Annotated in this window: 18 protein-coding genes; 7 read left to right on the top strand and 11 right to left on the bottom strand. The window is 41.9% G+C overall.

Translation table 11 applies throughout. From position 1 onward, the window contains the following. Position 1 precedes the first annotated feature (1 nt). The 7 genes from MHB67_RS16570 to MHB67_RS16540 form a co-directional block, all read right to left on the bottom strand. Positions 2–1,483 carry a sugar ABC transporter ATP-binding protein gene (locus MHB67_RS16570; RefSeq protein WP_342492649.1) on the bottom strand — a complete coding sequence of 494 codons (1,482 nt, stop codon included), beginning with the start codon at positions 1,481–1,483 and terminating at the stop codon, positions 2–4. A 15-nt stretch (positions 1,484–1,498) separates the two neighbouring features. Further along, the gene (rbsD, locus tag MHB67_RS16565) at positions 1,499–1,891 is read right to left on the bottom strand and encodes a D-ribose pyranase (RefSeq protein ID WP_025093920.1); all 393 of its coding nucleotides are present in this window, start codon (positions 1,889–1,891) and stop codon (positions 1,499–1,501) included. Then, positions 1,888–2,766: a ribokinase gene (rbsK, locus tag MHB67_RS16560; protein WP_056765606.1), complete on the bottom strand. Its 879-nt coding sequence runs from the start codon at positions 2,764–2,766 to the stop codon at positions 1,888–1,890. Before rbsK ends, rbsD begins: the two co-directional genes overlap by 4 nt. Then, positions 2,763–3,749, bottom strand: coding sequence for a LacI family DNA-binding transcriptional regulator (locus MHB67_RS16555; protein ID WP_024423674.1), 987 nt, complete (start codon positions 3,747–3,749; stop codon positions 2,763–2,765). Before MHB67_RS16555 ends, rbsK begins: the two co-directional genes overlap by 4 nt. A gap of 117 nt (positions 3,750–3,866) precedes the next feature. Then, complete coding sequence (locus MHB67_RS16550) at positions 3,867–5,009, bottom strand: Ger(x)C family spore germination protein (RefSeq protein ID WP_342492648.1); 1,143 nt, start codon at positions 5,007–5,009, stop codon at positions 3,867–3,869. Then, positions 4,999–6,096 carry a GerAB/ArcD/ProY family transporter gene (locus MHB67_RS16545; RefSeq protein ID WP_342492647.1) on the bottom strand — a complete coding sequence of 366 codons (1,098 nt, stop codon included), beginning with the start codon at positions 6,094–6,096 and terminating at the stop codon, positions 4,999–5,001. The genes MHB67_RS16550 and MHB67_RS16545 overlap by 11 nt, the downstream gene beginning before the upstream one ends. Further along, the gene (locus MHB67_RS16540; protein ID WP_122631656.1) at positions 6,086–7,567 is read right to left on the bottom strand and encodes a spore germination protein; all 1,482 of its coding nucleotides are present in this window, start codon (positions 7,565–7,567) and stop codon (positions 6,086–6,088) included. Before MHB67_RS16540 ends, MHB67_RS16545 begins: the two co-directional genes overlap by 11 nt. Positions 7,568–8,313: 746 nt before the next feature. On the opposite strand from MHB67_RS16540, the gene pgsB reads away from it, so the two are divergent. The 5 genes from pgsB to MHB67_RS16515 all read left to right on the top strand — a co-directional run bounded on the left by pgsB (position 8,314) and on the right by MHB67_RS16515 (position 12,644). Further along, positions 8,314–9,495, top strand: coding sequence for a poly-gamma-glutamate synthase PgsB (gene pgsB, locus MHB67_RS16535; protein ID WP_024423670.1), 1,182 nt, complete (start codon positions 8,314–8,316; stop codon positions 9,493–9,495). Positions 9,496–9,510: 15 nt separating this feature from the next. After that, positions 9,511–9,960 (top strand): poly-gamma-glutamate biosynthesis protein PgsC, encoded by a 450-nt coding sequence (gene pgsC / locus MHB67_RS16530; protein ID WP_007497520.1) that lies wholly within the window; start codon positions 9,511–9,513, stop codon positions 9,958–9,960. An 18-nt stretch (positions 9,961–9,978) separates the two neighbouring features. After that, positions 9,979–11,145, top strand: coding sequence for a CapA family protein (locus tag MHB67_RS16525; RefSeq protein ID WP_024423669.1), 1,167 nt, complete (start codon positions 9,979–9,981; stop codon positions 11,143–11,145). Continuing rightward, positions 11,142–11,312: a hypothetical protein gene (locus tag MHB67_RS16520; protein ID WP_087976066.1), complete on the top strand. Its 171-nt coding sequence runs from the start codon at positions 11,142–11,144 to the stop codon at positions 11,310–11,312. The genes MHB67_RS16525 and MHB67_RS16520 overlap by 4 nt, the downstream gene beginning before the upstream one ends. Positions 11,313–11,420: 108 nt before the next feature. Beyond that, positions 11,421–12,644 (top strand): C40 family peptidase, encoded by a 1,224-nt coding sequence (locus MHB67_RS16515; protein WP_122631657.1) that lies wholly within the window; start codon positions 11,421–11,423, stop codon positions 12,642–12,644. A gap of 56 nt (positions 12,645–12,700) precedes the next feature. Here MHB67_RS16515 and MHB67_RS16510 read toward each other — a convergent pair whose 3' ends face one another. Further along, on the bottom strand, positions 12,701–13,582 hold the full coding sequence (locus tag MHB67_RS16510; RefSeq protein ID WP_181950615.1) for a Cof-type HAD-IIB family hydrolase: 882 nt from the start codon (positions 13,580–13,582) through the stop codon (positions 12,701–12,703). Between the two features lie 163 nt (positions 13,583–13,745). Continuing rightward, positions 13,746–14,711, bottom strand: a complete 966-nt coding sequence (locus tag MHB67_RS16505; protein WP_025093927.1) for an LCP family protein — start codon at positions 14,709–14,711, stop codon at positions 13,746–13,748. 258 nt (positions 14,712–14,969) lie between these two features. Here MHB67_RS16505 and MHB67_RS16500 point away from each other — a divergent pair, with 258 nt between their 5' ends. Beyond that, positions 14,970–16,334 (top strand): sugar porter family MFS transporter, encoded by a 1,365-nt coding sequence (locus tag MHB67_RS16500; RefSeq protein ID WP_116344276.1) that lies wholly within the window; start codon positions 14,970–14,972, stop codon positions 16,332–16,334. A gap of 136 nt (positions 16,335–16,470) precedes the next feature. After that, positions 16,471–17,868: a bifunctional glycosyltransferase family 2 protein/class I SAM-dependent methyltransferase gene (locus tag MHB67_RS16495; RefSeq protein ID WP_224426769.1), complete on the top strand. Its 1,398-nt coding sequence runs from the start codon at positions 16,471–16,473 to the stop codon at positions 17,866–17,868. Positions 17,869–17,881: 13 nt separating this feature from the next. On the opposite strand, the gene MHB67_RS16490 is transcribed toward MHB67_RS16495, so the two are convergent. Both MHB67_RS16490 and MHB67_RS16485 read right to left on the bottom strand, forming a co-directional pair. After that, positions 17,882–19,027: a Ger(x)C family spore germination protein gene (locus MHB67_RS16490; protein ID WP_341082497.1), complete on the bottom strand. Its 1,146-nt coding sequence runs from the start codon at positions 19,025–19,027 to the stop codon at positions 17,882–17,884. Next, the gene (locus MHB67_RS16485; protein ID WP_024426294.1) at positions 19,024–20,124 is read right to left on the bottom strand and encodes a GerAB/ArcD/ProY family transporter; all 1,101 of its coding nucleotides are present in this window, start codon (positions 20,122–20,124) and stop codon (positions 19,024–19,026) included. Before MHB67_RS16485 ends, MHB67_RS16490 begins: the two co-directional genes overlap by 4 nt.

The raw sequence follows: 20,124 nt of genomic DNA, 5'->3' as shown, positions 1-20,124 counted from the left end.
GTTACTTCCCTCCTGTAGCTAGTGTCATAATTCGTTCCTGCGTTGCTTCTGCTTTGTCTAATTCTCCGCTGATGGTTCCTTCATGAATGACGAGCACCCGGTCGCTCATCCCGAGTATCTCTGGGAGTTCAGAGGAGACCATTAAAATGGCAACACCTCGATCAGTCAGCTCATTCATTAACTGATAGATTTCTCGTTTCGCTCCGACGTCGACACCTCGTGTCGGTTCATCTAAAATCAAGACCTTCGGCTGTATGCCGATCCATTTGGCGATGACGACTTTTTGCTGATTTCCACCAGACAGGCTTCGGGCAGAGATGTCAGAGGAAGCCGTTTTAATCGTCAGTCGTTTGATGAGAAGGTCGACAAAATCCTGTTCTGTTTTCTTATCAATCAATCCCTTTGGAGAGAAGCTTTTTAAGTTTGGCAGACCGATGTTTTCTCGGATGGATGCATCAAGCATCAATCCTTCATCCTTGCGATCCTCTGTGATAAAGCCGATGCCGAGCTTGACGGCATCACTTGGTTTTTTAATAACAGCCTTTTTTCCATGAACCCATATTTCTCCTTGATCAAGAGGATCAAGACCAAACAGCGACCGCATCATTTCGGTTCGGCCAGCACCCATTAAGCCTGCAACACCAACGATTTCTCCAGCTTTAACTGAGAAGCTGATATCTTGAAATTGTCCTTTTCTCGTTGCTTGTTTCACCTCAAGGACAATGTCTCCTGTAGAAGGCGTTCGCTCAGGATATCGATCTGTCAATTCACGGCCGACCATTTTTTTGACGACTTCATGGAAATTCGTTTCAGGTATGGCCTTCGTATCGACCGTTTTCCCATCACGCATGATCGTAATCCGGTCACAGATGGCGAAGATTTCCTCCATACGGTGAGAAATATAGACAATGGAAACGCCTTCTTTTTTGAGAGATTCAATGACCTGGAAGAGCTTCTCGATTTCCCGTTCCGTAAGAGCTGCTGTCGGCTCATCCATGATGATGACCTTTGCATCGGTCATTAATGCTTTTGCAATCTCAATCATCTGTTTTTGTCCAACAGAACAGCTGCCTGCCTCTTGTTCAAGTGAGAGATTCACAGACAAACGGTCCAGCTGCGTTTGGGCGAGGGTCTTCATTTTCTTAGTATCTAGCAGTCCGAGTTTCGTATAGATTTCTTTCCCGATGAATAGATTCTCCAAGACGGTCATATCCGGCCATATGTTGAGCTCCTGATGAATGAAGGCGATGCCGTGCTGCTCCGCTTCCTTCGGATTTTTGAAAGCGGTTTCTTTTCCGTCGATTTGTATCGTTCCTTTATCTAAAGAATAAAGACCTGTAAGCAGATTCATTAAAGTTGATTTTCCCGCACCATTTTCACCCATGAGTGCGTGGACTTCACCTGTGACGAGGTCAAAGGAGACCCCGGAGAGAACGGTGTTTTTTCCAAAAGCCTTATGGATGTTATGCATCTCTATGTTCATATCTGGCTCCTCCTTTTAAAAGATGACACCGGCATGAAGAATGCAGTTTGCGTATGGGGTGGCTTCACCCGTTCGAATGACTGCTTTTGCCTGTTTGGTCATGTCTTTGAACGTCTCGTGGTCTACTTCATGTAACGGTTTTGAGAGCGCTTTCTTAAGAAATAAATGATCTCGTTCATTGGCTTCTTTGATTTCACTAGCTACAGTGATGTTTTCAACGGCCATTTCCTGAAGAAGGAGGGAGGTGACCTCTTGAAAGGATGGTGTGCCGATTGATAACGCCAGGTCGATTTTGACTGGACCTTCTGGGATAGGGAGACCACAGTCTGCGATGACGATTGTATCTGTGTGGCCAAGGTCAGCAAGCACCTTGGCGATATGGCTGTTTAGGATGCCGTTTTTTTTCATTTCTTTTTCTCCAATTCTTCTCTTGTTGGCATGCCGCCTTGTGCGCCAAACTTTGTGACGGACATTGATGCTGCAAGGTTGGCAAAGGCAAGTGCGTCATAGAGGGATTTGCCTTCTGTTAGAGCGACAGCCAAGGCTCCGTTAAAAGTATCGCCAGCTCCTGTTGTATCGACTGCTTCGACAGGAACGCCTGGAACCAACACGTCTTTCGTTCCATCAAAGTATCGAACCCCATTTTTTCCTTCTGTGACTAGTAATTTGTTGGGGTATTGACGCAAGACATCTTCAATTGGCAGACCATCAAACATCAGAACAGCTTCATGTTCATTCGGTGTAATGTAAGCAGCCTGATCTAAAACCTGCTTCGATACTTTACGGGCTGGTGCAGGGTTTAAAATGACAGGGATTTCTTTTTCACTGCAAATGGCGCAGACCGCTTCGACCGTTTCTTCAGGTATTTCCTGCTGGATGAGAACCATCCCAATATCATCAATTGTAGAAAGAGCAGTACTTACATAGTCAGGAGTAACCTCGTCATTTGCCCCTTTGACCACTACAATGCTGTTATCACCTTCTGCTAAAATGATATGAGCTGTGCCGCTCTCCATTTCGGTAACCGGTTTCATATATGAGGTACGGACACCTTGTGCTTGTAAATTGCTGAGAATATCATGGCCATAAGCGTCATCACCAACTCGGCCGACCATATATACATCGGCACCGAGTCTGGCGCTTGCGACTGCCTGATTGGCACCTTTCCCGCCTGGGACCGTTTTAAACGATTCGCCTAAAACCGTTTCACCGGCATTTGGCCGTTTATCTGAAGTGACGACTAAATCCATTGAACAGCTTCCTACTACAACAATATGACTCATTGTGAATCCACCTTTCTTGTGGTCTCTCGTTCAATAAAAGAGACGGGCATTTGAATAACTGGTTGATCTATCGGTTGTTTCTGAATCGCTTTGATTAACAGCTGTGCCGCTTCTTTTCCCATCTCATAGGCGGGCTGCCTTATGGTCGATAAGGAAGGGAAGAGCAGCTCACTTTGCGGAATATCATCAAATCCAATGATTTGAACGTCTCCTGGAATCGCTTTTCCGATTCGAAGCGCTTCATGGATGACCGCTGTTGCGACGATATCATTGCTGGCAATGATCCCATCTGTTTCTGGGTACAGCTGGAAAAGGGCCTTGGCACTTTTTCGAGCTTCTTGAAAGGAAAAGGAAGCATTAGACATCACATGAAAGTCGACACCTGTTTCCGTGAGAACATCGAGTGCGCCTTTGAATCGCTGCCGCGCTGTTTGCAGATGGGCAGGTCCTTTTAACAGTGTGATCTGCCGGCTACCGCGTCTGATTAATTCCATTGCCGCCATTTTCCCGCCAGCTGCAGCATCTGCAAAAACAGAAGGTGCATGTGGAACTGTTCGATCTAAAAACACAACAGGCAGATCATCATCATTGTATATATCTGACTCAGGTTCATTTGTGACCGCGATGACACCGACCACTTGATTTTGTTTAAAGGTTTGCAAGTATGCCATTTCTTTCTCTCGATCTTCATCACTGTTTCCGAATAATAACCGAAAACCGTGCGCATGAATCTCATCCTCAACGCCTCTAGCAAGCTGAGGAAAGAAGGGGTTTGTGATATCAGGCAAGATTAAGCCGATTAAGCGTGATTCTCTTTTGAAAAGGGATCTAGCCACTTCATTGGGAAAGTAGTTCAACTCCTGCATCGCTTGCGTCACGCGGGTTTTCGTATCTGAATGAACATATCCAGTATCATTGAGCACGCGTGAAACAGTGGCAACAGACACTTGTGCAGCTTTTGCGACATCTTTAATTGTAGCCAATGGAGAGCCTCCCTTCATGAATGTGTAACCGTTTACACACATAGATTATCACGAAAGCATCGAAATGACAATCTAAAAAAAATAAAAAAAGAAAAGAAAGAAGGCTTCTTCCTTTTCTTAACTAATAATACCTGTTTGTGTAATGTTCACTTTCACTTTTGGAATGATTTTCACCTTCGGATAATCGGTGACCCAGTTCATTTTCATATATTCATCATAGTGTTTTACCCTATATTTTCTGCCAAGGCTTAGGACGTCAGAATTTGCTTCTTGCAGGGCCGCAATGACTCTTTCGGCATCTTTAGTCAAAATAGCTGACAGCCTTTTATTTAGCATTTCAATTTTCTTGTCTGTATCTAAATTATCTTTCGGATATTCAATAACAGAGGTATTGAATTCAAACTCAAGAGAGAAGGTTACGTTTCGATGATCAGGATTGACGATTTTAATGTCTCTTTTTGTATCGGTAACTTGAATGCTGATGTAATTGTTCTCTTTTGATTTCATATCACTTCTTACTTTTTTTGTGAAGTTTGCATAACTGCCCATTTTTCCATCCATGATGGTGAGCAGAATGGCATCTTGCGCATAAAGTTCTCCTTTCATTTTCTCATTATCAAATAAGGCGACCCCCCTTACACTCGTTAACTTTTTTGATTTATCGTAGTAGAGTAATGGCAGTGTGAAATCCTCGCCGGTTTGCAGCATTTTGGACCGGATATTTTGAATGTTCTTAGGTGCAACTTGTGAGGAGCGTGATGCAGAAGTGATCAGGTTGTTTAAATAGTCGCTCACAATGAGTTTTTCCTTGAGCAGAGAATTGATTAAGTCCACACAACTCCCGCCTTGCACCACTGCCAAGTTTGCGAGCAAAGGGCTTTTGGGATCGCGATAAAACATATCTAAGTAAGGGAGCAGCCGGTTTTGGGCAAATTCATCTCCGATCAGCAGCACCCTCATTTTAGACATATCAATTTTTTGGTCTACACTCCGGCTAAAGTTGCTTCTTGCTTTTCTTAAAGTAGGCGCATCGGTTGTGAGAACAGTGGTTAAATAGCTGCCTGAATTCCCTTGCTGCATACTTTGAGACTGCTGCACCTTTCGATAGGTAATCGAATATCTCGCATTGTCATCCTCTCCTTGATCAACAGCTGAAGTTAATACGAGAGAGATGTCTTTTAATAGGTTTTGATCCCAGCAGCCAGGCATGAAAATGAGGGAAACACACATAAGCAGTGTCAACATGTACCTATGATGCATGTGATTTCACCTTCTTTTTGCGGTGTTTGATAAAGATGATAACGGCCATCATGATCGGAAGTGTGTATATAAATGAATATTGTGCAGCGGTAGTAAAGTCATTGAAGCGCTGAATTCTAAAGTTATCAGTTGAAAGAAAACAGCTTGCAGCATAAATCAAAATGGCAAAATAGTAGACATATTTTTTGTGATTTTTTTTCTTCAGCATACTGGACACACCATTTGCACAAAAGTACAGATAATTACTCAGTGTGGCTAAAATGACAAAGACCCAAAAGCTTAGAAAAATTAAATCCGTGCGCTCAATGACACCGAATGTAATGGTTTTTAATAGATACAAAACAGGATTCGGGATAACATCAAGCTCAGCTGGGCTGAAAAACATAAAACAAATTAATGTAATAAATAGGTAGTAAAGCGTCGTGCATATATTTGAAATGGTCATCACTTTATATCGTTCCTTAATGGTGCCCTTCATCAGTGGAGAGATGATTAAAATCATCTCAAATCCATTCATTGACAGCACCACGTCCTTCAATCCAAGCTGAAATTGAGAAATATCTGTTTGGAAAAAGGGCAGAAGGTAATCAATATTGGTTCCTTTCAATGAATAGAACATCAATAGAGAGAGCATGAGCAAAAAGGGAGTTAAGATAAAATTAAACCTGACAATGGCTGTAATTTGCTCCTTTGAGATATAGACAATGCATATCATCAGTAATAGGTTAATCACCCAGTTTGGTGTGAGCGGGAGCACCCATATGCCAAGAATCCTTGTGAATATAGATAGGACTACGATGCAGACCGAGGCAAAGTATACCGTATAGAGCACGACCAAGGTGCGTCCAATCCATTTTCCAAAGACCTCAATCAGCGCTTGGAAAAATGACGTTTCTGGATACTTGTAGATGATATAAAGAAAAATGGTATTGATGATTTGGATAAAAAAACACGCGACAATTATTGCCATCCAGCCATCGTGTCCCATGTCTTTCATTAGCAAATGGGGGAGCGCTAAAATACCAACACCAATTTGAGATTGGATGATAAAAAAAACAGCTTGAGGTGGAGATATTTTATTCTTCATTTTTCTTTTTCCACCCTCTCAGTTGTTCAATTTGTTTGTTCTTTTGCGGATTTAAATAAACAGGGCGGTTTTTGTACATCCACATTGGGAGTCGAACCACAGTATCTTTTAAGTCCTGCCAGTTAAATGGAGCAACAGGTGATAAATATGGCACCCCTAGTGATTCTAGGCGGCATAAATTCATGAGAATAATGGCGAGCCCAAATGAAATGCCAATAAATCCAAACATCGATGCCATAAACATGAGCGGGAAACGAAGCATCCTGATGGTGGACGTCATTTCAAACGACGGAAGTACAAATGAAGCGACAGCCGTCACAGCGACTACTATCACTTGGACATTCGAAATAAGTCCTGCTTGTACAACCGCATCCCCAATAACCAAACCTCCTACGATGCCAATGGTCTGCCCGATGGGTTTAGGCAGACGCACCCCAGCCTCACGTATAAGTTCAATTGTGATCTCCATCAGCATAGCCTCAATCAATGGAGGAAAAGGGATGCCAATAATAGAGTTCTTCATCGTAATAGCTAGTTCATCTGGGACAACCTCATAATGAAACGCAATAACCGCAATATAAAAAGATGGCAATATGACTGCGATGATGCAGGCAAGATAACGAAGAATACGAATAAACGTAGCAGGAATCCAGCGGCTGTTATAATCATCCGGCGACTGAAAAAAACTAAAGAACGTGATAGGCAGAATGATGGCCATTGGACTGCCATCCATGAGTACGACTATTCTGCCTTCAAGAATCGCAGATCTTACCTTGTCCGGACGTTCTGTATCAATCAGCTGCGGGAAAATAGAATATGAATCTTCCTCAATTGCCTCAACGATAGAGCCAGGACTTATCAGTGTGTCTACTTTAATAGAAGAAATCCGTCTGTTGACTTCTTCGACCTTTTCTTGATTGGCAATATCAGATATATAAACCGTTGCAAGCTTTGTTTCCGATTTTGTACCGACCTTATGATATTGAATGGCGAGTTTCCGATCATTTAAATGCGAACGCAGTAAGTAGATATTGGTATCAAGACTTTCAACAAACCCGTCATGTGCACCTGCGATAATACTTTCAGAAGACGGTTCAGTAATAGAGCGCAGCGGCGGCTGTCCGACAGCAAACAGCTTGATTTGCGAGGAGTTTTCATCAAGAAAGGCAATACTTCCCGCAATAATACTGTCTGTGATCAGCGTCAAGTCGCCTGTTTCAAGTGTGCTAAGAGACTTTATATAATTCTGCTTTCCAGGAGAGCCTAATAAGTTACCGATAATGAAATCATTTAATTTGCCTTCATCAATTCTTGTTTTAATAAAGAACAGCACAGATTTTGTTTCATTCACCATTAACTCTCGGTATTCAAAATCGCCGCTTTGCTGAAATGTTTTTTTTAGGATACGGATTTTTTCCTCGAAGCTGCCTGATAAAAAATGCAGGCGTGTCTGCTCATTGGTGTTTGGCATCTTTAGCCTCCTCTCACAGATTTTTTACCCATAGTGTAAGCGGAGAAGCGGATTTTATTCGTCTCCTTTGGGGAAAGCATGACATAAGCTGACAACTTTCAACTAAATTCACATTAAAAATGTTAAGAAATGATGAATCTTGATAAAAACAAATGAATAATGTTTCATTGTTTAGGTCATAAGGTGCGAATATCGTAAAGAGAAGGTACACCGAAATGATCAAATATTTACATCTTATCCCAATTTTTTGTGACCTAAAAATAAGCATATGACTTGATTTTTTTAGAGGTGACCTTTGTCATAGGTCAACACATAGCAATCTGACCAATGAGGATGACTTTCTAACCTGTTCGTTCAAAAATATAAAACATTCCAAAACACGCACTATTCATTTAAAGCGCTGATATGACTGATGTTATAGAGAAGAGCGGGCTTTAAAACATTGATTCAAAATACATCTTAATAATTGTCAAAAAATTTAGGGAGAAAAGGACAAAAGATTTTCGGATCATTGATGGTAACGCTTTCTCATTAATTCAGCAGAAATTCAGATTGATTTTTGTCCGCCTTTTGGCCTTTTCATTTAAAGGATGGGTAGGCAAAAAAGCCTTTTGATTAGAGGAATTTGGCATACGAGGAAGTGAAAGATTATGTTACATAATACCGATTGTGATTTTATGCTGAACAGATATACTGTTGATTGAATTTACATATCACACTCATAAAAAAAGGAGATGTAGATAGCGATGTGGTTAATCGTTATAGCCTGTGTCATCATGTTAGGGATTGGCTTTATTGAAAAGAAGCGTCATCAGAAAAATATCGATGCCCTGCCGGTGCGCGTCAATATTAATGGTATTCGCGGAAAGTCTACCGTCACAAGATTGACAACCGGTATCTTAATGGAGGCAGGTTATAAAACTGTCGGTAAAACAACGGGAACGGATGCAAGAATGATTTATTGGGATACGCCAGAGGAGAAACCGATTAAAAGGAAACCGCAAGGACCGAATATCGGAGAGCAGAAAGAAGTTATGAGAGAAACAGTTGAAAGAGGAGCAAATGCCATCGTCAGTGAATGTATGGCGGTAAATCCAGATTACCAAATTATCTTTCAGGAAGAGCTACTTCAAGCAAATATTGGCGTGATCGTAAACGTTCTTGAAGACCATATGGACGTTATGGGGCCGACACTTGATGAAATAGCAGAAGCCTTTACAGCGACAATTCCTTACAATGGACACTTGGTTATTACGGATAGTGAATATACAGATTTCTTTAAAGAGATTGCGAAAAAACGCAACACAGAAGTCATTGTTGCGGATAATTCCAAGATTTCCGATGAGTTTTTGCGGAAATTTGAGTACATGGTTTTCCCAGATAATGCTTCACTGGCACTTGGTGTTGCCCAAGCATTAGGGATTGATGAAGATACGGCATTCAGAGGAATGTTAAATGCGCCGCCTGATCCAGGAGCGATGAGAATTCTCCCATTAATGGACGCGAAAACACCTGGACACTTTGTAAATGGATTTGCGGCAAATGACGCAGCATCTACATTGAACATTTGGAAGCGTGTGAAAGAAATTGGATATCCAACAGATGAACCGATTATTATTATGAACTGCCGTGCGGATCGGGTAGATAGAACGATCCAGTTTGCGGAAGATGTACTTCCATATATTGAAGCAAGTGATCTTGTCTTAATTGGTGAAACAACTGATCCAATTGTGAAGGCATATGAGGAAGGGAAAATTCCGGCTGACCACTTACACAACCTTGAATATCAATCTACAGAAGAAATTATGAATATGCTTGAGAAAAAGCTTCATAATCGAGTGGTTTATGGAGTCGGCAATATCCATGGTGCCGCTGAACCGTTAATCGAAAAAATTCAAGAATACAAAATTAAGCAGCTTGTCAGCTAGGAGGAAATATAGAAAATGTTCGGATCAGATCTTTATATCTCGTTAATTTTAGGTGTTCTACTTAGTTTAATCTTTGCAGAAAAAACAGGAATCGTACCAGCTGGACTTGTTGTCCCGGGTTATCTGGCGCTCGTCTTTAACCAGCCAGTCTTCATTTTAGTCGTCTTATCTGTCAGCTTGCTTACGTATGTGATCGTTCGCTTTGGCTTATCAAAATTCATGATTTTATACGGACGCAGAAAGTTTGCAGCGATGCTGATTACAGGGATTGCCTTAAAGCTGATATTTGATTTCTTCTATCCAGTGGTCCCATTTGAAATAGCAGAATTCCGCGGAATCGGAATCATCGTCCCTGGATTGATTGCAAATACGATTCAAAAGCAAGGTCTTACAATTACCCTTGGAAGCACGTTACTTCTAAGTGGTGCAACATTTGCCATCATGTATGTTTACTATCTATTTTAAGATAAGGTGTGTCCAATGATGAATAAAAAATTGAGCTTTCAGGAAAAGCTGCTGAAAATCACAAAGAATCAAAAGAAAAAGACGAATAAACACGTACTAATTGCTTTACCGATCGTCATTGCTTGTACATTTCTATTTACGTTTATCGGGAAAGCACAAGTGCCAACTGTACAAAAGAATCCAGAAAACATCCTGACCGCTTCGTTTGTCGGTGACATTATGTTTGGAAGAAACGTAGAGAAAGTAACAGACCGCTATGGAAAAGAGCATCTCTTTCGTTATGCCAAGCCATATTTTGATGTGTCAGATTATGTGACAGGTAACTTTGAGCATCCTGTCGCATCAGATAAGGAACAGGCAGCCCAAAAGAATATTCATTTAAAAACAGATGAAGATTCTGTCCAAGCGTTGAAGGATTTAAATTTCTCTGTCTTAAACTTTGCGAATAACCATGCGGCAGACTATGGTGAAAAAGGGCTGAACAACACGATCAATGCCTTTGAACAAAATGGCATGGATTATACAGGTGCAGGCCGTAACCTCCAAGATGCAAAGCAGAACATTTCGTACAAAGAAGTAAATGGTGTCAAAATTGCTACACTTGGTTTTACAGATGTGTATGGGAAAGATTTCAAAGCAACGAATCGCCAGGCGGGTATTCTGCCAGCCGATCCATCTATCTTTATTCCGATGATTTCGCAGGCTGCTGAAAAGGCAGATCTCGTCGTTGTTCATGCTCACTGGGGACAGGAGTACAACAATGAAGTAAACGACAGACAAAGAGAATTGGCAAGAGCGATGTCTAAGGCCGGAGCTGATATCATTATCGGTGCTCATCCGCACGTCCTTGAACCAATGGAAGTCTATAACGGAACAGCGATTTTCTATAGCCTAGGCAACTTTATTTTTGACCAAGGCTGGTCAAGAACACGTGATTCTGCACTTGTTCAGTATCATCTGAATGAAGATGGAAAAGCGACATTTGAAGTTGTCCCAATGTACATCAAAGAAGCAACACCTGCTCCGGTAAAAGCAGGATCTCTAGAATCAAAAGCCATTATCCGTATGCTGACCAATGGAACGAATGCGGATTGGAAAGAAAAAGACGGACACATTTTCTTTGAAGTAGATCACGCTGATAAAGTTAAAAACTTAAAAGAAAACGGAGGGAAAGAGAAGAAATGAAATTCCTAAAAGCAAGCTGGCCGTTTGTTGCGTTAATTTTAGTCTTTGTCTTTATGTCTGCTTTTAAATTTAGTGACAGTCTGACAGATCACGAAAAACAAAAGATTTCGGTTGAAATGCAGAAAATTGAACAGCAAAAGCAGTCAAAAGCGGAAGCAGGTAAATAACCTAAAAAGGATAAAGGGCACGCACATCGCGTGCTCTTTTTTTGTCGAAAAAGGGTGTAAAATGAAAGGTGTCATGCCGAAACTATAGAAGATTGGAGGGAAAAGATCATGAAATGGAAAGGAATATTGATAGGAGGGTGTGCGCTTGTAGGGCTGATGTTCATGTCTCAATCAGCGGTATCTGCTCAAACACCATCTCTTTTGGAGCAAGCGGAAAAGCTGATTGGAACACCTTATCATAAAGGAGGAACCGATCCAAAAACGGGCTTTGATGCATCTGGGTTTATTCAATATGTGTACAAGACATCCGAAACATTTGATTTGCCGCGGAAGGTAATCGACCAATATCAGATTGGAAAAAAGGTATCATGGGATAAAGCGCAGCCCGGTGACCTTGTGTATTTCCGAAGCCTTGAAGAAACAAAGGATATCCCAACACATGTGGCGTTGTACGCTGGGAACAATCAGGTCATCCACATCACGCTTAGTCAAGGTGTGGTGAAAACGGATGTCAGCAAAAGCAAATATTGGACAGACCGATTTTATGCGGTCAAACGCCTGCCCGGCACGCAAGAAATTTCTGATGACCCTCTTGTGAAAGATGCGCTGACCTATTTAGGAATTCCTTATGAATTTGGAGGAGCAGATCCAAAGACTGGATTCGACTGCTCAGGATTTTTACAGTATTTATTTGAAAAATCGCTTGGGATTTATTTACCTCGAAGTGCTGAACAGCAGTGGATCGTTGGAGAAAAAGTGGCATTAGACGATATCCGCCCTGGGGATTTTGTCTTTTTTAGCAACACATATAAGCCCGGAATTTCTCATGTAGGTATGTATATTGGAGGCGACCGCTTTATTCATGCGAGCCGTTCTGAAAGCGTGACAATTTCTTATTTGTCTGAATCGTATTGGCGCGAAAAATGGACAGGTGCGAAACGGTTAACAGATCTGGAGCTTGCGAAAGAGGACCCTATCGTATCAAAAGCCGCTACGTATATTGGTGAAGTCCTTTATGTCAAAGGCGGTACGAACCCAAAGGAAGGATTTGATACAGCAGGGTTCACGCAGTACGTGTATCAAAAAGTGCTTGGCATTGAGCTGCCCCGCTACGCATCAGGTCAAGTTAAAGCAGGTACACCTGTGAAACGTTCTGAGCTTCAGCCGGGAGATCTTGTCTTCTTCAGCGGAACATCATTGATGCCGGCGATATATGCAGGATCCAATCAAGTCATTCATGTGACTGTCTCAAACGGTGTTGTCTTAACCAATATGAAAACAAGTACGTACTGGAAGGACAAATATGAAACGGCTGTTAGAATCAAAAAATAAAGAAAAAGCCCGATCAATACTTGTATCGGACTTCTGGACTTCTCTCTAGGCGCTGATCAGACAAGCGTCTTTTTTTCATGGAATTGATTTTGTAAAAGAAGATCAATAAAATAAGCGACACCGTCTTCATGATTTCCTTTTGTGATGAAGGTGCTCTTTTCTTTAATGACATCAACAGCATTCCCCATTGCAATGCGGTGGCCTGCTTCTTCAAACATAGAAAGGTCGTTTGGGCTGTCACCAATTGCATAAATATGTGAGCGGTCTACACCATAATGGGCTGCGAGCTTTTTCAGGGCATGTCCTTTTCCAGACTCTTTTGGCAGCACCTCAATAATATGTTTTCCAGACGAGGTCAATGAAAGCTCGGGCATGTCTGCCAGAAGATTTCGTGCTTCGTTCAGTTTGTTCATATCAAAAGAGAAGCAGAGTAATTTATAGGTCGGTTCGTTCGACTCAAAAATCTCACGGATATCCTCTACTGGTTTGATGCCAAATTGTTTAAATTGCGTCATGGCTCCTTCCCATAGATCAGCGCGATCCTCATTTGGGTTTGCGCTTTTGATCAGATCAAATTCTGCTTTCAGCTTCTCTTTTCCATCAAAAGGAGAGAGGAGAGCATCATCTGTATAGACTTCAAAGTAAATGTTTCGTTCCACTAATGCCTTTGCAGCCCGCTTGCCTGCTTCTTGATCCAGTGTGATTCGGCTGAAGAGCTCGTATCCTTCTGTATGGACAGTCCCGCCGTTTGCCGCAATAATGGGGATGTCCAAATCGCCAAGCAGCTCCTTTACATCAAAAGTTGCCCGCCCTGTACAGATCGTCACAATATATCCAGCTTCCTTCGCACGAATCAATGCCTCTCGGTTTTGAGCGGATATTTCACTTTTTGTATTTAAGAGTGTACCGTCTAAATCAATCGCAATCATTTTTTTCATCGCTGTCAAATCCTCCTTCATTCATGCAATAGCCTCTTCAAAGTATGTACGAGTTTCTTCATTCTCATAAAAAAGGAAGGTTGATTCCTCTCTATCAAGGCTAAACAAAAATGAGTGAATGATCAAGGAAATAAGAAAAAGCGCCCCATAGGGACGCTTTTATTTATGATAATTCAAGCTGCTTCTTCAATTCTGTTTTTACTTCGTTCAGCTGGTTTTGATCCAATTGGAAATAATAAACGCCGTTTGGCTGGTAATCGGATCCTTTAAGCTGAATGGTATCAACCGATTTCAATGAAGTCAGAAGCGGGAAAAGACCGACTAACTCCTTCATAGAAAGGGTGGTTGACACATTATCACCGAGTGTATCAATGATATTGTCGTATGACGGAATAGACGTTAATGATTTTGATTTATCAAAAATGGCTTTTAACACTTCCATTTGTCGCTGCCCACGCATTAAGTCACTATCTGCTTTTCTCGTTCTCACATATGCGAGCGCTTGATCACCATCTAGTGTATGAGTTCCAGTTTGAAGCACAACCTTGCCTTTTGTATCCTTTTTAATCTGTTTCACAAGATACTCATCCTTGATGTTAATAGGAACACCGTTTAATTCGTTGACGATTTCTTTAAACGCTACGAAATTACTTTGGATGACAAAATCGACCGGAATATCTAGTAAATCTTCAACTGTGCTCACTGTTAAATCTGCACCGCCAAATGCGTGTGCGTGAGTAATTTTATCAAAACCGTGGCCTGGAATATTAACGTATGAGTCCCTAGGAATGCTTAATAATTTAACGGTTTTATTAGTGCGGTTAATGGTTGCCAAAACCATTGCGTCACTTCGTGCTTGTTTCACTGTTTCGCCCGGTCTGCTGTCAATTCCAAGCAGCAAGACAGAAAAGCTGTCTTTTCCTGGATCGAATGCTTCAATCCGTTTCACAGATTGTGCGCCGCGATCAAGAGATACTTGAGCCTTTTTGGCGGCATTTGTTATTTTATAGTAGGCATAGCCTGTGACTGAAGCAGTTGTCAGTAAAAGAATACTAATAATAAAAAGAGTGACTTTCACCCATGGTTTTAAACGCTTTTTTCCTTTGCGTTTACTTCGTGATTGATCCATATATTTTAAACCCTCGCTATGATTTTATAGTAAAGATGTCCTTCTTTCTGCTTACAAACTAAAACAAATATACCTTAAAACGGGATATAGTGCGACATTTTTTTCACTAACGCTTAATTGACGTTTTCTTCTCTTAAAAAGTTTCAAAGATACACAAATGAAATATATTTGTCATAAAACATCGAAATGTTTGAAATGACAGGAAGTGAGGAAAATGACTTTTCATAAGAGTACAGAGACAAAAGTGGGGTTATGTATATGAAAAATCGGAATGGATGGCTTTATTTCTTCGGCGCCCTTGGCGGTGCTTTATATGGCTATGATACAGGTGTCATCTCTGGCGCCATCTTATTTATGAAAGAGGATTTAGGTTTAAATGCGTTTACAGAGGGGCTTGTCGTCAGCTCGATTTTAATCGGGGCGATGCTCGGTTCCTCTCTTTCTGGAAAGCTGACAGACCAATTTGGGCGGAAAAAAGCCATCATCGCCGCAGCTATTTTGTTTATTATCGGCGGATTTGGTACAGCTCTTGCACCGAATACAGAAGTGATGGTCTTATTCCGAATTGTGCTAGGGCTCGCTGTCGGGTGCTCGACAACGATTGTTCCATTATATTTATCTGAACTTGCGCCAAAGGAATCACGAGGGGCACTGTCCTCTTTAAACCAGCTCATGATCACATTTGGTATTCTTCTTGCCTATATTGTGAACTACGCTTTAGCGGATGCAGAGGCATGGCGCTTGATGCTTGGAATTGCGGTTGTTCCTTCTGTTCTATTATTATTCGGGATTTTGTTTATGCCGGAAAGTCCCCGCTGGCTGTTTGTCCACGGACAGGCTGACCGTGCGAAGGAGATATTATCGAAACTCAGAAAAAGCCAGCAAGAAGTGGAAGAAGAAATTTCAGATATTCAAAAGGCGGAAAGTGAAGAGAAAGGCGGTTTTAAGGAATTATTTGAGCCGTGGGTACGCCCAGCATTGATTGCCGGTGTCGGCCTAGCCTTTCTGCAGCAGTTTATCGGTACAAATACGATCATTTACTATGCACCAAAAACATTCACAAGTGTTGGCTTTGGGAATTCAGCAGCGATTTTAGGAACTGTTGGAATTGGTGCAGTGAATGTCATTATGACGTTTGTTGCCATTAAAATCATTGACCGTGTAGGGCGTAAAGCGCTGCTCCTATTTGGGAATGCAGGAATGGTCCTTAGTTTAATTGTCCTGTCAGTGGTCAACCGATTTTTTGAAGGTTCAACAGCTGCAGGATGGACAACCGTTATTTGTTTAGGTCTCTTTATCGTCATCTTTGCTGTCAGCTGGGGGCCAGTCGTTTGGGTGATGCTCCCAGAGCTGTTCCCAGTACATGTCAGGGGAATCGGTACAGGTGTCTCGACCTTCCTTCTTCATACAGGAAATTTAATCATCTCGCTGACATTCCCAGCTTTATTAAGCGCGATTGGTATCAGTAATCTTTTCCTCATCTATGCGGTCATTGGCGTAGGCGCCTTCTTATTTGTGAAATACTTGGTGACCGAAACGAAAGGGAAAAGTCTTGAAGAAATTGAAGAAGATTTAAAAAAGAGAAATCGTGCCGTCGCAAGTGGCGAAGGAAAAACGGTATGAACAATGGCCAGCTGCCGTGTGCAGCTGGTTTTCCTATGTTAAACAAACGTTTAATCAAGAAAGGACATTCCCTCATCTTCTGAACGTGCTGCCTATCACATACATATGGAACAGGCGGGAGAAAGGTGGAAATGAGATGAAAGGGAAAACAAGCATTGTCATGCTGACGTACAATGAACTGCATTTGACGAAAAAATGTATCGATAGCATGAAACAGCATACGGATAGCGACCAATATGAACTCATCATTGTCGATAATGCGTCAACTGACGGCACGAAGGAATATGTAAGAGAGCTGAATGATGTGATATTCATTGATAATGAAGAGAATGAAGGTTTTGCAAAGGGATGTAATCAAGGGGCAAAAAAAGCTTCAGGAGACAGCATTCTCTTTTTAAATAATGACACGATCGTGACGGAAAATTGGCTGCCTCCATTAAAAGAGGCGTTATTTGCATCAGAGCGGATTGGGATGGTGGGGCCCGTCTCTAATTATGTGAGCGGCCCTCAGATGGTCCAGCCATCGTATACAGATGTGAAGGAGCTCCCAGACTTTGCTAAAGAGTATACGTCTAAGAGAAAAGGTCAGAGAACTTATGTGCACCGGCTTGTAGGGTTTTGCTTGCTCGTGAAAAGAAAGCTGATCGAGGATGTGGGATTATTTGATGAGCGGTTCGTATATGGATCATTTGAGGATGACGATCTATGTTTGCGGTCATTACTAAAAGGATATCAGCTGCAAATTGTGCATGATTCCTTTGTGCATCATCATGGTCATGCTACCTTCAATGCCAATCAAGAAACGAACATCTCTACACTGTTTACTGAGAATAGACTTCGGTTTTTAGATAAGTGGGGCATAGATCTAAATTTGATCACCCCTCATCCGTATTTTGCGGAATTACTCCCTGAGGACGCTGCTCGCGTGCTGGATGTTGGGTGCGGCGCAGGGGCTACCGGGCTTGAGCTAATGAATCGTCAGTCTGTATACATGTACGGGGTAGAGGCGGATACGTTAAAAGCAGCGGTCGCAAAGGCGTATTATGAAGAAGTCATCGAGGCAAATGCAGATGAATACCCATGGTCAGAGAAAGAGGCCTCTTTTGATGCGGTCATTTTTTCAGATGTTTTAGAGCATGTGTCAGATCCTTGGCACATCATTGAGCAAGCCCACGCATCTTTAAAGCCAGGCGGTGTTATCATTTGCTGTTTGCCTAACATGATGCATGCAGAGGTACTTCTTCCTTTGATGACAGGGGATTTTACGTATCAAGATGTAGGAATTTTAGACCGAACCCATATACGGTTCTTCACACCAAACACAATGCGTGCACTTTTCCCAGACCAATTGTTTGAACGCGTGATCGAGCAGCGGATCAATGTACAGATTGATCAAAACGTCCAATTGTTTTTTGACGAGGTGGCAAGAATAGGCGCGTCACTTGGATTTCAAACAAACGCGTTGTCTGATCAAGTGACGCTATACCAGCTTCTAATCGTTGTACGTAAAAAAGGCGGTTCCCCTTCGGGATAACCGCCTTTTGGTATTACCATTTGAAGCTTTTTGTTGCGCCTTCTGCGCCAAAGTTCAAGATGTTCACTTTGATATTGTAATCGATGTCTGCTTCTTGGAATAGCCTATCCCACTCGGTACCATGCTTATCCCAATAATCAGGATATTTCATACGAAACTGCTGGTTTAAAAAAATAGGATCAACGCCCACTTCTTTTTGCACATGATTTACTGCTTTTTGAATGCGTTCTTTAATTTTATGAGCAAAGAGCCGCTCAAATCGTTTGATGTACTGCTCATCGTATGAGTTTTCTGGAGGATATTGATCCTCTGATAATTTTCCATTTGTTTGTACGTTAATTTTAAAGGAAACCTTTCCATCTTTCAGATAGGGTTCGACCTTCGTTTTAGCTTTTTTTATTTCATACGTTATCGGATAACCTTTGTAGGTGGCAGGTACAACGCCGCCAGTGATACGGCCCATTACCCAGTTTAAAGATTGGACATCTTTTGCCGGGATAAAACCGATTAGCTTCCGTGTTTTCCCATGAATAATTCCTGCCCCATCATAAATAATTTCACTGTCGATCACATCTACACTTTGCACAAGGAAGCTAACGCCCATCTGAAAGTAATCAGACGCCCGGCCAATACGTGTTGGCAGTGCGATTTTTCCGTTAAAGCTTCGGTTTTTGGATGTTTCGAAGATATGTTCAACCGGAACCTTTTGCTGTGATTTCAATTTTTGATTGATGACTTTTGACGCATCTCCTCGTGACACGAGGAGATAGCTGCTGCGCCGAACCTCATCATCTCGAATAAAATGATTGAGTGTTCCTTGAATATCGTGATGCTCAGCCTGGTTTTTGCCGAACAAAAAGATTTTCAGGTGATCACTATAGATTGGCGGATCCTTCAAGGCGACATTGCTGACAGCCTCCAGTACATTTTTTCCCTTCGAGACGACATTCACATAGCCGGGAGAATCGGCTTCTTGTGTTCCACCCGTTTTCGGTACAAGGTTTTGGTAGGTCAGCTTCACTCCATTCTCTTCTTCCTCATCTATGCCAACACCGCGTACAAACGATAGTTTTTCAATATCCTTTAAGTCCCAGCAGCCTGCTGATAAAAGGATAAGACAGCAGGAAAAAAAGAATAACAGTATACGCCTTCTTTTCATGCAGAACGACCTCCCCATTTTTTGCGTATCATCAGCAGGATAGCAGTAATAAAAGGAATGGCTAAAACCGCGAACAATGCGTAGCCGAGTAAAGTAGAATAGTAAAAGACTTCATTAATATTTTTAGGGAAAAGTGAGAGGGCTGATGTAATCAAAAATAGCAGCCATAACAGTCTCGTTAAATTGGTTGTTTTAAAAACGGTGAAACAGCCTTTAATTGCAAACTGGAAAAAGCCCAGCATACAAATGAACTGCTGACACGTCCAGATCGTCAGTAAGAAAATATCAAATCGTTCGATAAACACCCCTTCAATTTCAAGCGCTTGAATGAGGGACACGGTTGGCCAAGTGAGAGATTTCGTTTCACCCACGGTCATGGAGCCAATCACTATAAAGAGTGTGAGGGAGTACACGAGAGACGTAATGCCAACGCCGATGGCAGCTGCCCATTTTGCCTTCGACCATTTGTCTTTATAAATGAGTGGCACGACAAACAAAATCACTTCAAAGCCTGTAAATTGAATAAAGGTTTGAGAGAACAGCTTACTAAAATCTTTAAAACCATGCGCCATCACAGGACGCAAATAATCAAAATCAAATATTTTCAAACAAAACAGCATGAGCGCTATGTAAATGACCATGGTGATCGGATAAATATAGGTCACCATTTTGACAACTGGAAAGATACCGCTTTTCAAATGATAGATCGCCACAAGTAGAAAAATCATTACAATCACTGCCATGGGAGTCGATTGCAGGAGGAAAAACTGGACCACTTCGCCGAGAACACGTGCCTCAAAGCCGACAATGCCTAGTAAATAGGCGACCAGCATTAAATTAAAGATCGTCCCGAAGAATGCCCCTGCTCCTTTTGTATTTGACTCAAAAATGGTGTCTGGTGCATTTTTTTCGGCAATCCACCCCAACAAAAAAGCAACGAAAGCAAAGATGACGCCCTGTATTAATACAATGATCCAGCCATCAGGGTATCCTGAATTGGCAGAACTGCGTGGAATGGTTAAAATTCCAGCGCCTATCATTGTAGAGCTGCAGAGGATGGTGACTTGTAACAATGATAGCCTTTCAGGTCTGTACAT

Source organism: Bacillus sp. FSL H8-0516 (genome assembly GCF_038635285.1).
GTDB lineage: Bacteria > Bacillota > Bacilli > Bacillales > Bacillaceae > Bacillus > Bacillus safensis.
This window is presented reverse-complemented; position numbering and strand designations above follow the sequence as displayed.